Here is a 14,766-nt window from a genome sequence, read left to right as displayed (position 1 = left end):
GTATTGAAGTTGTCTTCATACGGATTTTTTGTTTTTATCTTTGTTAAAATAATTTCTTAGTTAAATGGAACTTCCACAGCGCAAAATAATTCACGTTGATATGGATGCATTTTATGCTTCCGTGGAGCAGATGGATTTTCCTGAACTTCGCGGAAAACCTTTGGCAGTTGGCGGTGGCGAACGAGGAGTTGTTGCTGCAGCAAGTTATGAAGCAAGAAAATTTGGCGTTCGTTCTGCGATGCCAAGTAAAATTGCGAAAGAAAAATGTCCGCAACTTATTTTTGTAAAACCACGTTTTTCGCGTTACAAAGAAATCTCTCAACAGATACGAACAATATTTTTTGATTATACAGATTTGGTAGAACCTTTGTCTTTGGATGAAGCTTATCTGGACGTGACGGAAAATAAAAAGAACATAGATTCTGCAAATGATTTGGCGCGCGAAATTAGAAAAAGGATTTTTGATGAGGTTGGTTTAACAGCTTCGGCAGGAATTTCCGTTAATAAATTTTTAGCAAAAGTCGCTTCGGATATTAACAAGCCAAACGGACAAAAAACAATTCACCCATCAAAAATTTCTGAATTTTTAGAAAATCTTAAAATCGAAAAATTTTACGGCATTGGAAAAGTCACCGCGAATAAAATGCATACGATGCATATCTTTAATGGTGCAGATCTGAAGCGAAAAAGTTTAGAAGAATTGATCAGTTTATTTGGGAAATCCGGCGGATATTATTACAATGTCGTTCGCGGCATTCATAATGGTGAAGTAAAAGCCAATAGAATTCAGAAAAGCGTCGCGGTGGAAAGAACATTTTCCGAAGATCTTAGTGATGATCTTCAGATAAAAGAACGTCTGGAAGCTTTAAGTTTGGAACTCGAAGAGCGACTTGAAAAGAAAAATATTTTAGGTAAATCTTTAACCTTAAAAATTAAATACAAAGATTTTTCGCAATATACAAGAAGCAAAACTCAAGAAGATTTTTACAGTTCTTCAAAAGAATTTTATCAAACGGCACTTCAACTTTGGCAGGCAAGACCTTATAATAAAGCGATCCGGCTTTTGGGTTTGTCATTTTCAAATTTAAATACAGAAGAAAAAAAGCAAATTTCTGTTCAGTTAAAAATCCCTTTTGAAGAATTTCAATAGTGATATTTCAAGATATTTTAAGATTACATTTACACTAAATTTTTATTATGCTGGAAAACTTTACATTTTACCTTTCGATGGTATTATTAATTACTTTTCTAATTATTTTATCTAAAAAAATACAGATCGCTTATCCGATTTTATTGGTAATTGCGGGTTTGGCAGTAAGTTTTATTCCGGGAATTCCCTCAATTAAAATTGAACCTGAAATAATTTTTGTGATCTTTTTGCCACCGCTTTTATATGAAGCAGCTTGGAGTTCATCTTGGAAAGAATTGTGGCGGTGGCGCAGAATTATTTTTAGTTTTGCTTTTGTAGTGGTATTTTTTACTGCGCTTTCAATTGCCATTTTTGCCAATTATTTTATCCCGGGATTTTCTTTGGTTTTAGGGTTTTTATTAGGAGGAATTATCTCACCTTCAGATGCCGTAAGTGCAGGCGCAATTTTAAAAACATTAAAAGTTCCGAAAAGATTTACCTCAATTCTGGAAGGTGAAAGTTTACTTAATGACGCCAGTTCATTGATCATTTTTAGATTTGCTTTAATTGCCGCCGCGACTGGTCAATTTATCTGGCTTGATGCCGCTGGAAGTTTTATCTGGATGTGCATCGGTGGTGCAAGTTTCGGAGTTGCAATCGGTTATGTTTTTCTGAAAATGCATAAATTTTTACCAACGGATGCCAATACAGATCTGCTTTTATCTTTGGTTGCGCCTTTTGCAATGTATCTCGGAGCCGAGGAAATCCACGCTTCCGGTGTTTTGGCGGTAGTTTGTGGTGGTTTATTTTTGTCTTATAGAAATCATGATTTTTTAAGCAGTTCCTCCAGACTTCGCGCAATTACAGTTTGGGAAAGTTTTTGCTTTTTGCTAAATGGTATCGTTTTTCTTTTAATAGGTTTAGATCTACCCGAAATTGTATCCGGCTTGGGCGATACAAATATTTTTTCCGCCATCGGTTACGGTTTTGCAGTGACCGGCGTTTTAGTTTTAGTGAGAATTTTATCGGCGTACGGCGCAGTTCTTACGACTTTAGTTATGAGAAATTTTATCACCGTTGCAGATCCTGTAGCGCCCGACTGGAAAAGTCCATTATTATTGGGTTGGGCAGGTATGAGAGGTGTTCTTTCTCTTGCTGCGGCACTGTCTATTCCTCTAACCTTGTCAGACGGGTCACCTTTTCCACAAAGAAATCTTATTTTATTTATCACTTTTACGGTGATTATTTTAACGCTTTTGGTGCAGGGATTTACGCTTCCTTTCTTGCTTAAAAGATTTCCTTTGGAAGATCGGGATTTTACTAAAACTGAAAGGGAAACCGATCATGAACTGCGAAGCGCACTTGCTAAAATTGCCATCGACAAATTAAATACAGATTTTCCAGAAAAAATTGCAAAATTCCCAGCTTTAAAAGAGCAGATGGATATTTGGGAAAGACGTTTTAACAGTTCGGAGATTATCATCAATTATCCGGAATATTTAAAGATTTACTCCGAAATTCTCGCAGAACAAAGGAATTTTCTTGTCAGTAAAAATAAGGAGGAATTATTGCTGGATGAAGAAATTATTAAAAAACATCTTCGTTTATTAGATCTTCAGGAAGAAAAGCTAAAACTAAGTTTGTAAGAATTTTTGCTAAAAATTTTTTTTTAGAAAAAGTTTTGTATAGTTTTTGATGAAAGAAAATTTAAATTAAAAACTATGAATTCTACGATGATTCAATTTTTCCATTGGTACACCGATGGAGATTCTCAACTATACGATCAAATAAAAAATTCCGCAGATTATCTTAATGATCTGGGGATTGATCACGTTTGGTTTCCACCCGCCTACAAAGCTGCTGGTGGCGGTTATTCAGTAGGTTATGATCCATACGATCTTTTTGACCTTGGTGAATTTGACCAAAAAAATTCTGTTCCTACAAAATATGGGTCGAAAGATCAATATCTGAATTCCATCAAAGCTTTAAAGGAAAATAACATCAATGTAATTGTAGACATTGTTCTCAATCACAAAGCTGGTGGAGATGAAAAGGAGACGTTTCAAGCCATAAAAGTGGATGAAGAAAACAGGAAAAAAGCCATAAGTGAAGTTCATGACATTGAATCCTACACAAAATTCACTTTTCCGGGAAGAGGTGACACTTATTCAAATTTTAAATGGAATTTTTCTTGTTTTTCTGGTGTAGATTATGCGGAAGGTCAGGACAAAGCAATCTACAGAATCATCAATGATTTTGGAAAATGGGATGACATGATCGATGATGAAAAGGGTAACTATGACTTTTTAATGTATGATGATATCGAACACAGAAATCCTGCCGTGCGTGAAGAATTAAATCACTGGGGAAAATGGTATCAGGAATTAACTGATTTTGATGGTGTAAGATTAGATGCCGTAAAACATATTTCCAATGATTTTTATAAAGAATGGCTTGCTTTGTTGCGCTCAAATTCCGGTAAAAATATTTTTGCAGTTGGCGAATATTGGGCACCTGGACAATTGACTTTGCTTCAAAAGTATATTGATTACACGGAAGGTTGCATGAGTTTATTTGATTCTTCGCTTCAACACAATTTTCACGTGGCTTCAAATGAAGGAAATACCTATGATTTAAGACAAATTTTTAACGAAACACTGACTTTAGCAGATCCTATTCATTCTGTTTCTTTGGTTGATAATCATGATACACAACCTTTGCAATCGCTTGAAGCGCCGGTTGATCAATGGTTTAAACCTTTGGCTTATGCTTTAATTTTATTAAGAGAAAATGGTTTTCCATGTATTTTTTATCCGGATCTTTTTGGTGCAAAATATACAGATAAAGATAAAGAAGGAAATGATCAGGAAATATTTTTGGATAAAGTAGAGAAGATCGAAGAACTTTTGAAAGCCCGTAAAAATTTCGCGTACGGAAATCAAAAAGACTATTTTGATGATGCCAATGTTTTAGGTTGGGTTCGTGAAGGAAATGAGGAACACGCAGGTTGCGCCGTGGTTTTAAGTAATAAAGATGCTTCCGAAAAATCTATGGAAATGGGAACTTTATATGCCGGAAAAACTTTCTATGATTACGTTGGTTGGTTTGAAAACAAAGTAACAATTGATGAAAACGGTTGGGGAAATTTCCCGGTTCCGGCGGGCAATGTTTCAGTTTGGGTGGCGGAGAATTAAAAATAGATTTTATTGAAAGAATTACAAATCGAAGGATCGAAAATCAGCAGCATTAAAAGTTTTTACGAAGAAATCAATAAAGTCTTTATGCAAAATGAAGTCTGGAAACTCGGCGAAAGTCTGGATGGTTTTAATGATTTACTTAATGGTGGTTTCGGAGAAATAAAAGGAAATGAAAAAATAGAACTGATCTGGAAAAACTTTGAAGAAAATAAGAGAGCGTTGGGTTTAAATCCGACGCTTGCCTTTTACGAAAATAAACTAAAATTGCCGGAAGTTTATAATATCGATTTTATTCAGGGGAAAATTTCAGACCTAATACGCGGAAAAGGACAAACTTATTTTGAAATCATTCTTGAAATTATTGCGGATCATCCGAATATTGAAATTATTAAACAATAAAATTTCGAAAATTATTGCGCGATAAAATCATTTCGGAAAAAGAAGAGATCTACTTTTTAGCCCGGATAGAAGCGGCATCCTTTTCTGCTGAAACAAATTTTCAACTTGGTACAAACCTTCGAAAGCAGAAAAGATACAGCGGATAGCCGGAACAAATTTCGGGAAATCTAAAATTTTGTTACTCCCAAATGTTAAAATTTTCGCAAAAAATAAATTTATGATATTTTCAATTTTTAAGGTCTTAAATTTACATTTCAATAAAATAAAATTATGAGTACAACTACAGTAAAAGCCTTTGGTGCAGAATCCAAAACGGCGGATCTAAAGGAAATGAATATCGAAAGAAGAGAGGTGACGGCAAATGATATCGAGATCGATATTCTGTTTTGCGGCGTTTGCCATTCCGATTTACACACTGCCAGAAATGATTGGGGCGGATCAAAATATCCGGCTGTTCCTGGACACGAAATTGTGGGAAGAATATCTAAAATTGGTGCAGATGTTAAAAACTTTAAAGTTGGCGACCTTGCGGGCGTTGGCTGCATGGTAGATTCCTGCCGTGAGTGTGAAAACTGCAAACAGGACCTTGAGCAATATTGCACACAGGGAATGACGGGCACTTATAACGGCAACGATACACATTTGGGAGGACACACTTTTGGTGGTTATTCTGAGAAAGTAGTTGTTGATCAAAATTACGTTTTGAGAGTTCCTGAAAATCTGGATCTTGCGGCTGTAGCACCTTTGCTTTGTGCAGGAATCACGACTTATTCACCACTGAAACACTGGAATGTGAATGAAAATTCTAAAGTTGCAGTTGTTGGTTTGGGTGGTTTGGGTCACATGGCGATCAAACTGGCAAAAGGTATGGGCGCACACGTGAGTTTATTTTCACGTTCCCCGGAAAAAACGCAGGACGCAATGGATCTTGGTGCAGATGCGGTGATTATTTCTACCGACGAATCTCACATGAAAGATGTTCAAAGTAAATTTGACCTTATTATTGACACAGTTCCGTATGACCACGATCTTAATGAATACATCCCAACTTTAAATGTAAATGGTACAATCGTTTTATTAGGTTTCATCGGAAGTCTGGAAGATAAACTAAGCACAGTTCCTTTGGTTTTGGGTAGAAAAGCAATTGCCGGTTCTTTGATCGGCGGCATCGCAGAAACTCAGGAAATGCTGGATTTTTGTGGTGAGAAAAATATTGTTTCAGAAATTGAAATGATCGATATGCAAAACATCAACGAAGCCTACGAACGCATGTTGAAAAGCGACGTGAAATACCGTTTCGTGATCGATATGAAAAGTTTGAAAAACTAAGAATTTTTCAAATATTATTTTAAAGCACTTCAGAAATGGAGTGTTTTTTTTGTTAATTTTTAAACTGATGTGCTCTAATGCTTACTAAAATAGAAAAGATTTTAAGCAACTAATGTGTTAAAAAAAATCGATAATTTGACACATAAGTTGATTTTTAAAACTTTGATTAAGAAAACATAAGAGTACATAAGTTTTAAATTTTCTCACATGAAAGGTTTTTTAATTAAATTTGGTTAAAATTATACTCATGAAAATTTATATTATTTTCATTTTAATGATTATTTCTTGTAATAATAAAATCAATTCTAATAAAAATATTAGTGACGAAGATATTGCACTAAAAATTGCCGAAGATAAATTCAATGAAGTTTATGGTAAAGACAAAATAGCAAATGAGCAACCATTTAAAGCCAAAAAAATAAATGATAGTATATGGTTTGTTGATGGAACTTTACCAAAAGGATATAAAGGTGGCGTTGCTTACGGTAAAGTAGATGTTAAAAATAAAAAATTCATAAAATTTTCTCACAGTAAATAATTTTAAATTATGTTTCAAAATTTTCTTTTCCCCGACCCTAAAGGGAGAAAAATTTCCCGCAAAAATTTCAGCCAAAATACACCCTTTAGGGTCGGGGGGAAATTTTTTTGATGAAATTTAAGCAAACCTTATTTTTGTTATAAATTTATCAAATGAAAATCTACAGTTTACTTTTCGTCATTGTTTTTCCTTGCACCAAAAAGGATGAGTTTTTAAAGTACAATTATTCCGTACTTTCCGATGAACAAAAATCTGAAAAAGCCGTAGAAATTGCTGAAATAGAATGGAATAAATCTTACGGAAAAGAAATGATATCGAATGAGAAGCCATTTAGTGCCAAAAAAATTAATGATAGTATTTGGTTTGTTCAAGGAACTCAACAAAAAGTACAGATTGGTGGAGTTGCTTTTGGGAAAGTTGATGTTAAAAATAAAGCAGTTCTTGAATATTCTCACGGAGAATAATTTTGAATTTTCTTCCAAGAAAGTTTCTTTCCCCAACCCTAAAGGGCGGAAAATTTCCTACAAAATTTTATCAAAAATACTCCCTTTAGGGTCGGGGAAATATTTTTGATTAAATTTTAAAAAGGATATAAAAATCACCATTCCCCAATTCACATTTATTATCTATCTTCGCCAAACTTTTGGTTTCCGTGTAAAAGCGGGATTAATAGGGAATGAAGCGTAAATCTTCAACTGTCCCCGCAACTGTAAATCACATAAAAGATTTTTTTGCAAAACCAGCCACTGTCGAAAGATGGGAAGGCGCAAAAAAAGTGAAAGTCAGGAGACCTGCCAAATTTGTTTATAATTTTTATGCTTTCGGAGGAAAAGCCAAATTCTGCTGAACTTTTTCGGTTCAGTTCTATTTGCTTTAATTTTTCCGATAAGTCATACTTTAACCAAATTTATTTTCAAAAAAAATGAAAAAACAAATTTTAGTTGGAGCCATGCTTGTCGTAAGTTCATGCGCGTTTGCCCAACAGGAAACTGGAATTCAAGAAGTGACAATTGCTTCAAAAGTTCCACAACAAATCTTCAAAACCGGAAAAAATGTACAGTTGCTTTCGGCAAAAGATTTAGAAAAATTTAAAGGTCAAAATGTAAATGACGTTTTAAACCAATTGACAGGTTTCCAGATCACGGGAAACAATAACAACGGAACCGAGCCAAAATCTATGAAAATCAGAGGCGGAAAAAGTGCTAATGTTTTGATTTTAGTGGATGGCGTTCCTTTAAAAGACGTCACCGGAAATGATTATACCGTTTCGGATCTTCGTCTAATTGCTTTAGAAAATATTGAAAGTATCGAAGTTTTAAACGGCGCATCTTCGGTCTTATATGGGAGTAATGCAACGGTTTCGGTGATCAATATTAAAACCAAAAAATCCGCACAGAAAAATATCGAAGGTCAATTATCTGCAAGAGCAGGTTCTTTTGACACTTATGGACAAGCTGTTTTGCTAAAAGGAAAATTGTCAGATTTCAATTATCAGGTTTCTGGATTTAATGAAAAATCTGAAGGTTTAAGTTCTGCAGATGGAATAGATTTTAAAAAAGACAGCTATGAAAAACAAAATTTTGCTGCAAATGTGGGTTATAATAAAGATAACTTTAGCCTAAATGTAAACGGTGGTTATAGTCATAATTTATATGATTATGATGGCGGTGCTTTCACAGATGCAGATAATCGCGGTGATGATTTTCAAAAATTTGCAGGTTTAAGTTCAAAATACAATTATAAAAATGGCGAAGTTCATTTTAATTCCAGAATTACTTCAACTAATAGAGTAGGACAAAGTTTTGACGGAAATTATTTTCAAGATCAGTTTACTTATGCCGGAACAAACTTTTTTTCTGAATTATTTAATCAATACCAGTTTTCAAAAAATATCAGTTTAATTGCCGGCGTTCAATATGAAACTCAAAAATTAGGCGCAACATCGCTTCCTTTTGGTGGAACTGCTTTGGAAGATGTTTTATTAAAAAACGATACCAAAAATAATAATTTTGATGTTTTCGCACAGGCCAATTTTAATCTGGAAGGTTTTAATTTAGACCTTGGAATTCGAAATACAAACCAGTCAAAATTTGGTAATCACTTCGTTTACAGTATAAATCCGTATTATTTGAAAGAATTTGCGGACCAATATTTAAAAATCGGTTATTCCTTTTCTACGGCTTTTATTGCGCCGACTTTATACCAGAGTTTTGGTTCTTTGCCATACACTCTGGCTAATTTTGATTTAAAACCGGAAACCAATTCTTCCAACGAAATTGACCTCGCTTTTGGTGAAAAAGACCAAAGTTTCGTTATCAATGTGTCACTTTTTCAACGTCAGGAAAAAGAAGCTTTTGCTTATCAGACTGTAGATTTTGTGACTTTCGCAGGGCAATTTTTAAATGTTGAAAATAATAAAGTAAAAGGCTTTGACGTTGGTTTTAATTATAGAATTAACCCAATTTTCAATGTCGGAGGAAATTTTAGTTACGTTGAAAAAGAGAAAGAAGCGACAATGCTTCGCCAGCCAAAACAAAGAATTAATTCTTTTGTGGAAATCACAGCATTTAAAGGAAATCGAATTAATTTGACGCAACAATTTGTCTCAAAAAGAGCCGACGCTTATTTCGATTCTAACACTTTCGCAATTGTGCCGGTTGATTTAAAATCTTATAATTTATTTAATTTAAACGTTAACCAAACTATTGTAAAAAATCTTTCCATATTTGCAAACGTATGTAATTTATTTAATACAAGTTATGTAGATGTCGTTGGTTTTACCACGAAACCACGAAATTATACAGTGGGATTTGATTATAAATTTTAATTTTGTAACCATGAAAAGTTTTTAAAACATTGAGTGATTTTTAAAGAAATGCTTCCACGTCTGGAAGCATTTTTTTTATTACTAAATTATTATTCTATTTAAATTATAAAATTCTTAATTTTGAATAAACTAATAACCTGTTAATTATGAGTACTTTAAAAGAAATTGCTTTTTCAAAAGAAGAACTTTTAAAATGTAAAGGTTTTATTGAGAATTTTATTGATGATAAAATTACCGTCTCTTCTGCAAATATTTTAAATAAAGATCAAAAAAAAATTTTACCAAAAGTAGAAGGCAACAAAAATGGAATTTTAAATTATACGAATTTAAGTGTGCATTATAATTCAAACCGAAAAATTCCTTTTTTCTCGGCGTACAATATTAATGGTGCTGACAAAAAAGATAAAATTTCAAGGGCAAATTCATTTCATCACGATCCCAGAATTCCTAAAGAAGTTCAACTTTCGGAAGATTTTTATAGTTTTAAATACAAAGATTCGAAAACGGGAAAATTTCGGATTATTTTTGAAATTGGACATGTTGCCGCACATAACGAAATGACTTGGGGAAACGATGCGCAAATAATGGCTTACCGCACATTTCATTTCCCAAACAGTTTTCCGCAGGCGGAAATTCTTAATAGCGGTTTGTGGCGAAGTCTGGAAAATTATATCATTAATGAAACGTCAGAAATTGATAAAAATAAAAAGATTTCGGTTTTCACTGGTCCGTTTATTTTAGATTCTGATCCAGTTTATAAAAATGTGGAAAATTTTCAAATCCCGATTTTATTTTTTAAAGTTGTCGTTTTCAGTACAGAAAAAGGTATTTATAGTACGGCATTTGTGATGAGTCACGAAAAGAAAATAAAAGAGTTAGGAATTATTGAAAGTAAAGAAATTTTAAAAAGAGCTGAAACTGTTACCGAATTTTCAGATTTTAAATATAAAAAAGTTTTTCAGGTCGATATAGATTTTCTACAGAAGCAAAGTGGTTTAAATTTCACCTGGAAAGGCGTAAAAAAAATAAAAATCAAAGATCAGATCAATCAACTTCAACTCATAAAAGACACTGGAAACGCTGATGATGCGGGAAAGAAATTAAAGCCAGAAGATAAAAAATCGACTTTAAAACTAAATTTAATTTTACCTTAAAATTTTTATTATTGATTAAAATCTGCGTCACCTTTTAAATCTGCGAGAGATATTTTAATTTTTAGATAATATCAAGCCCAGTTTTTCACCTTCAAATATCACAAAATTTCTCGCTTCAAAATGATCATTAGAAATTTCGCCTTCCAAGATCGCCTCCTTCACTTTTTCCTTTAAAATCCCGATTTCCCGTCCAGGTTGTAAATTAAAAAGTTCCATAATTTCTTCCCCGGAAATCGGTGGCTGAAAATTCCGGACGTGGTCTTTTTCTTCAACTTCTTTTATTTTTTCCGCGACATATTCAAAATTTTTCTTGAATTTTTCCTGCTTTTTAGAGTTCTTGGTCGTGATATCGGCTTTGTTTAAAATAAATAAATCTTCCAGATCTTCACCTGCATCAAAAAGTAAACGTCGTAAAGCAGAATCCGACGTTCCATCGTCAATCAAAGCAATTGGTCGGGAAGATAATTTCACCATTTTTTGCACAAATTTCATATCATTTCCCAACGGTAACTTCAATTGGTAAAAAATATTTTTTACCATTTTTGAACCTAAAAATTCGTGTCCGTGAAAAGACCAGCCAATGCCTTCAATGAATTTTTTTGTCGGCGCTTTTCCAATATCGTGCAATAAAGCCGCCCATCGCAACCAAAGATTATCGGTGTTTTCAGAGATATTATCGACGACTTCCAAAGTGTGCCAAAAATTGTCTTTGTGCGTTTGTCCTTCTTTTTCTTCGATGCCTTTTAAGGCCAATAACTCCGGTAAAATTAGATTTAACAAACCCGTTTCTTCCATTAATTTTAAACCGACGGAAGGTTTTTCGGAAAGCATAATTTTGTTAAATTCCACCATCACGCGTTCCAAGGAAACGATTTTAATTCTTTCCGCTTCATTTTTAATGGCTTTTAAAGAATTTTCTTCAATTGTAAAATTCAAGGTTGAAGCAAAACGCAAAGCGCGCATCATCCTCAAAGGATCATCGGAATAAGTTTGCAAAGGTTCTAAAGGTGTGCGTAAAATTTTATTTTGCAAATCTTCCTGTCCGTTAAAAGGATCAATTAATTCGCCAAAATTTTCTTTGTTTAAAGAAATTGCCAACGCATTAATAGTAAAATCCCGGCGTTTTTGGTCGTCCTCCAGACTGCCATTTTCTACGGCAGGATTTCTGGAATTTTCAGAATAACTTTCTTTTCTGGCGCCAACAAATTCTAAATCCAAATGGTTAAATTTTACCATCGCAGTTCCGTAAGTTTTAAAAATCGAAACTTTCAAAGTTGGGTCTAATTCTTTGGCAACTGCTTTTGCAAGATCAATTCCGCTTTGTTCCGTGACGAAATCTATGTCAGTTGGCGCTTTTCTTAGCATCAAAAGGTCGCGCACAAAACCGCCCACAATAAAAACCGATTGCTCATTTTTTTCTGCAACGGAAGAAATTGTTTTAAATAATTTAAAATTTTTATTTTGAGTAAGATTGATGGTCATTTTGAAATTTAAGACTCTCGCAGATTTATCAAATTAAGCAGATTTAAAAAAGAAAAATCTGCTCTATCTGTAAAATTTACGAGAAATATTTTTGCAAAGATAAGTTTTCTCTTAAAAATTAATTTTTCCAATTGCTGAAAAGTGAACTTTTGCTATTTAAAAGAAATCTAAAAAAATTAATTTTGTCATTCCGTAGGAATCTAAGCGGTGATTTTTACTGCTGAGATTCCTACGGAATGACAAAAAAACTTTGAAAATTTTAAATTAATTATTCTCTAATAACCTTAATTCTGCTATCATTCCAGATCTTTATAATGGAAGAACCCGAAAATTCTGAGACTTTATCTTCTAAATCTTCCACCACAAAATCAACCGCATTTTTAATTTCATCAGAAATATCAGAAAATTTCAGTGGACTTTTAAAACCGCTTAAATTGGCAGAAGTAGAAACCAAAGGCGCATTTAATTTAGTAATTAATTTTTTACAAAAGTCATTTTTCACCACACGAATTCCAACAGAACCGTCTTCTGCTAAAAGTTCTTTGGGTAAATTTTTCACTGTTTCATAAATTATTGTCACTGGCTTTTCACTCAAATCCATTATTTCCCACGCCATTTCCGGAACATCAACTAGATCCTGCAAACGCTTGTCATTTTCTACCAAAATAATCATAGATTTTGAGGCTTCTCTTTTTTTGATTTCAAATATTTTTTGAATCGCTTCTATATTTGTTGCGTCACAACCAATTCCCCAAATCGTATCTGTTGGGTAAAGAATAGTGCCGCCTGATTTTAATATTTCTATAATATTTTCCATTGATTATTTTAAAGTGTAAAAGTAATAATTTTATAGTGAGGAAAAACTTTGATTACAATGATAACTTTTGCAGCCCGACTTGAGCGGAAATCCTTTTGTGAGGAGGAACGACGAACAAAAGATTGGGAGCGGAAGGCGGAAATGTCTGCCATAAAAAAATAATAAATAGACATTCGGCGTAGTCAAATGCTGCCCAAATAAGAATCATCATTCAATGGTTTAAATTTCTTGAATTATAAACTTCCTTCCTATCTTAGGTCAACATTTTTTAGATTTCGATGCTTTAAATTTGTAATATAAAATTAGAGAAAATGGAATTAGGAATAGGAATGTTTGGCGATGTGGCTTTTGTTAAAACCACTGGAAAATATAAAGATGCAGGCGTAAAACTTCGTGAGATTTTAGAAGAAGTAAAATTAATGGACGAGGTCGGGATTGATGTTTTTGCGATCGGCGAACATCACCGCCCGGAATATGCAGTTTCTTCGCCGGCAATTTTATTGGCTGCCGCTGCAAGTATTACAAAAAAAATAAAATTAGCAAGTGGCGTAACGGTTTTAAGTTCGTCCGAACCCGTAAAAGTGTATCAGGATTTTTCAACTTTGGATTTAATTTCAGATGGAAGAGCGGAAATTTACGTCGGACGCGGTAGTTTTATTGAATCTTTTCCCTTATTTGGCTATTCTTTAAACGATTACGAAGAACTTTTTGATGAAAAATTAGATTTATTATTAAAAATAAATTCCGAAGAAAACGTTTCGTGGAAAGGAAAACTGCGCGCGCCAATGGAAAATCAAACGGTTTATCCAAGAGCAAAAAATAACGGGAAATTACCAATTTGGCGCGCCGTTGGTGGAACGCCACAATCGGTTTTAAATGCTGCAAAACTCGGAATGCCTTTGGTGGTCGCTATTATTGGCGGAATGCCGATTCAGTTTAGAAATTTAATTGAATTTTATAAACAGGAATATTTGAAAGCAGGATTTCCGGAATCTGAAATGCAAATTGCTATTCATTCCCACGCTTTTGTGAGTGAAGATCAAAATGTAATTGATGGTTATTTTGAAAATTACAAATCTCAAATGGACAGAATTGGGTCTACGCGAGGTTGGGCGCCTTACACGAAAATGCAATATGAAGGCGGAAGAATGAAAGATGGCGCTTTGTTTATTGGAAATTCTGAGCAGGTTGCCGATAAAATTAATTACATGAAAGAGATTTTTGGCATCACAAGATTTATTGGTCATATGGACGTTGGTGCGCCTGAACACGATATTATGATGGAATCTATCAAATTATTTGGTGAAAAAGTTGGCCCGAAAGTGAAGTAGAATTTCATCAATAGAAATGGGCTTTAGCCCATTTAAAGAAAATGATTTACAATTGGCTTCAGCCAAAATTTTAATCAATATAATTACAGATAATTTTCCACTTTTCTAATTTTTCGACAAAAGAAATTGTGTGAAGCGGACTTGTTGAAGGCAATAAAAAAATAGGGATTCTAAAGTTTTTTCCTAAAATATTCTCTAAACTTTTAAAAGATTTTCCGCCATTGCAAAAGATGGCGGAAATTTTTTGATGATTTTCCAAAAGTTCCAGAATTGGATTGGCTTCTTCGTTTTTTATTTCGGAATCCAAACTTCCTTTTCTTTCGCAGGAATCAATTACATCCCAAAGTGCGATGTTATTTTTCTTTAAAAGATTGATTTTTTCGGTATAATTTTGGGAAAATTCTTCATTAAATAAATCGAAGATTATCTTCCAGAATTTATTTTGTGGATGACCGTAATATTCTTGTTTTTCTAAAGATCTTACGCCGGGAATCGAGCCTAAAATTAAGATTTTAGAATGTTTATCGATAATTGCAGGAAATGAAGAAATGCGGTTTTCCAAA

Annotated in this window: 13 protein-coding genes and 1 riboswitch; of the genes, 10 read left to right on the top strand and 3 right to left on the bottom strand. The window is 33.6% G+C overall.

Annotated features, from left to right (window positions below):
- Positions 1-64: 64 nt before the first annotated feature.
- From dinB to BM238_RS06880, 9 genes are all read left to right on the top strand, one after another.
- Positions 65-1,150 carry a DNA polymerase IV gene (gene dinB, locus BM238_RS06925; RefSeq protein WP_090079472.1) on the top strand — a complete coding sequence of 362 codons (1,086 nt, stop codon included), beginning with the start codon at positions 65-67 and terminating at the stop codon, positions 1,148-1,150.
- A 47-nt stretch (positions 1,151-1,197) separates the two neighbouring features.
- The gene (locus BM238_RS06920) at positions 1,198-2,775 is read left to right on the top strand and encodes a Na+/H+ antiporter (protein ID WP_090079471.1); all 1,578 of its coding nucleotides are present in this window, start codon (positions 1,198-1,200) and stop codon (positions 2,773-2,775) included.
- Positions 2,776-2,850: 75 nt separating this feature from the next.
- Entirely contained in the window at positions 2,851-4,323 is a 1,473-nt protein-coding gene (locus BM238_RS06915; RefSeq protein WP_090079470.1) for an alpha-amylase, read from the top strand.
- A 12-nt stretch (positions 4,324-4,335) separates the two neighbouring features.
- Positions 4,336-4,725 carry a barstar family protein gene (locus tag BM238_RS06910; RefSeq protein WP_090079469.1) on the top strand — a complete coding sequence of 130 codons (390 nt, stop codon included), beginning with the start codon at positions 4,336-4,338 and terminating at the stop codon, positions 4,723-4,725.
- Positions 4,726-4,995: 270 nt separating this feature from the next.
- On the top strand, positions 4,996-6,054 hold the full coding sequence (locus BM238_RS06900) for an NAD(P)-dependent alcohol dehydrogenase (RefSeq protein ID WP_090079467.1): 1,059 nt from the start codon (positions 4,996-4,998) through the stop codon (positions 6,052-6,054).
- Between the two features lie 247 nt (positions 6,055-6,301).
- Positions 6,302-6,592 (top strand): NTF2 fold immunity protein, encoded by a 291-nt coding sequence (locus BM238_RS06895; protein WP_090079466.1) that lies wholly within the window; start codon positions 6,302-6,304, stop codon positions 6,590-6,592.
- Between the two features lie 152 nt (positions 6,593-6,744).
- Positions 6,745-7,056: an NTF2 fold immunity protein gene (locus BM238_RS06890; protein ID WP_090079465.1), complete on the top strand. Its 312-nt coding sequence runs from the start codon at positions 6,745-6,747 to the stop codon at positions 7,054-7,056.
- 165 nt (positions 7,057-7,221) lie between these two features.
- Positions 7,222-7,405: riboswitch (cobalamin riboswitch) on the top strand.
- 109 nt (positions 7,406-7,514) lie between these two features.
- Positions 7,515-9,419 (top strand): TonB-dependent receptor plug domain-containing protein, encoded by a 1,905-nt coding sequence (locus BM238_RS06885; protein WP_090079464.1) that lies wholly within the window; start codon positions 7,515-7,517, stop codon positions 9,417-9,419.
- Between the two features lie 146 nt (positions 9,420-9,565).
- On the top strand, positions 9,566-10,573 hold the full coding sequence (locus tag BM238_RS06880) for a DNA/RNA non-specific endonuclease (protein WP_090079463.1): 1,008 nt from the start codon (positions 9,566-9,568) through the stop codon (positions 10,571-10,573).
- A 54-nt stretch (positions 10,574-10,627) separates the two neighbouring features.
- Here BM238_RS06880 and BM238_RS06875 read toward each other — a convergent pair whose 3' ends face one another.
- Both BM238_RS06875 and BM238_RS06870 read right to left on the bottom strand, forming a co-directional pair.
- The gene (locus tag BM238_RS06875) at positions 10,628-12,055 is read right to left on the bottom strand and encodes a CCA tRNA nucleotidyltransferase (RefSeq protein WP_090079462.1); all 1,428 of its coding nucleotides are present in this window, start codon (positions 12,053-12,055) and stop codon (positions 10,628-10,630) included.
- A gap of 268 nt (positions 12,056-12,323) precedes the next feature.
- Positions 12,324-12,872 (bottom strand): L-threonylcarbamoyladenylate synthase, encoded by a 549-nt coding sequence (locus tag BM238_RS06870; protein ID WP_090079461.1) that lies wholly within the window; start codon positions 12,870-12,872, stop codon positions 12,324-12,326.
- 311 nt (positions 12,873-13,183) lie between these two features.
- On the opposite strand from BM238_RS06870, the gene BM238_RS06865 reads away from it, so the two are divergent.
- Complete coding sequence (locus tag BM238_RS06865; RefSeq protein WP_090079460.1) at positions 13,184-14,203, top strand: LLM class flavin-dependent oxidoreductase; 1,020 nt, start codon at positions 13,184-13,186, stop codon at positions 14,201-14,203.
- 70 nt (positions 14,204-14,273) lie between these two features.
- On the opposite strand, the gene BM238_RS06860 is transcribed toward BM238_RS06865, so the two are convergent.
- Complete coding sequence (locus BM238_RS06860; RefSeq protein ID WP_090079459.1) at positions 14,274-14,765, bottom strand: DNA-deoxyinosine glycosylase; 492 nt, start codon at positions 14,763-14,765, stop codon at positions 14,274-14,276.
- Between the last annotated feature and the right edge of the window lies 1 nt (position 14,766).

Origin of the sequence: Halpernia frigidisoli (assembly GCF_900113805.1) — a bacterium.
In the GTDB taxonomy this organism is placed as follows: Bacteria; Bacteroidota; Bacteroidia; order Flavobacteriales; family Weeksellaceae; genus Halpernia; species Halpernia frigidisoli.
This window is presented reverse-complemented; position numbering and strand designations above follow the sequence as displayed.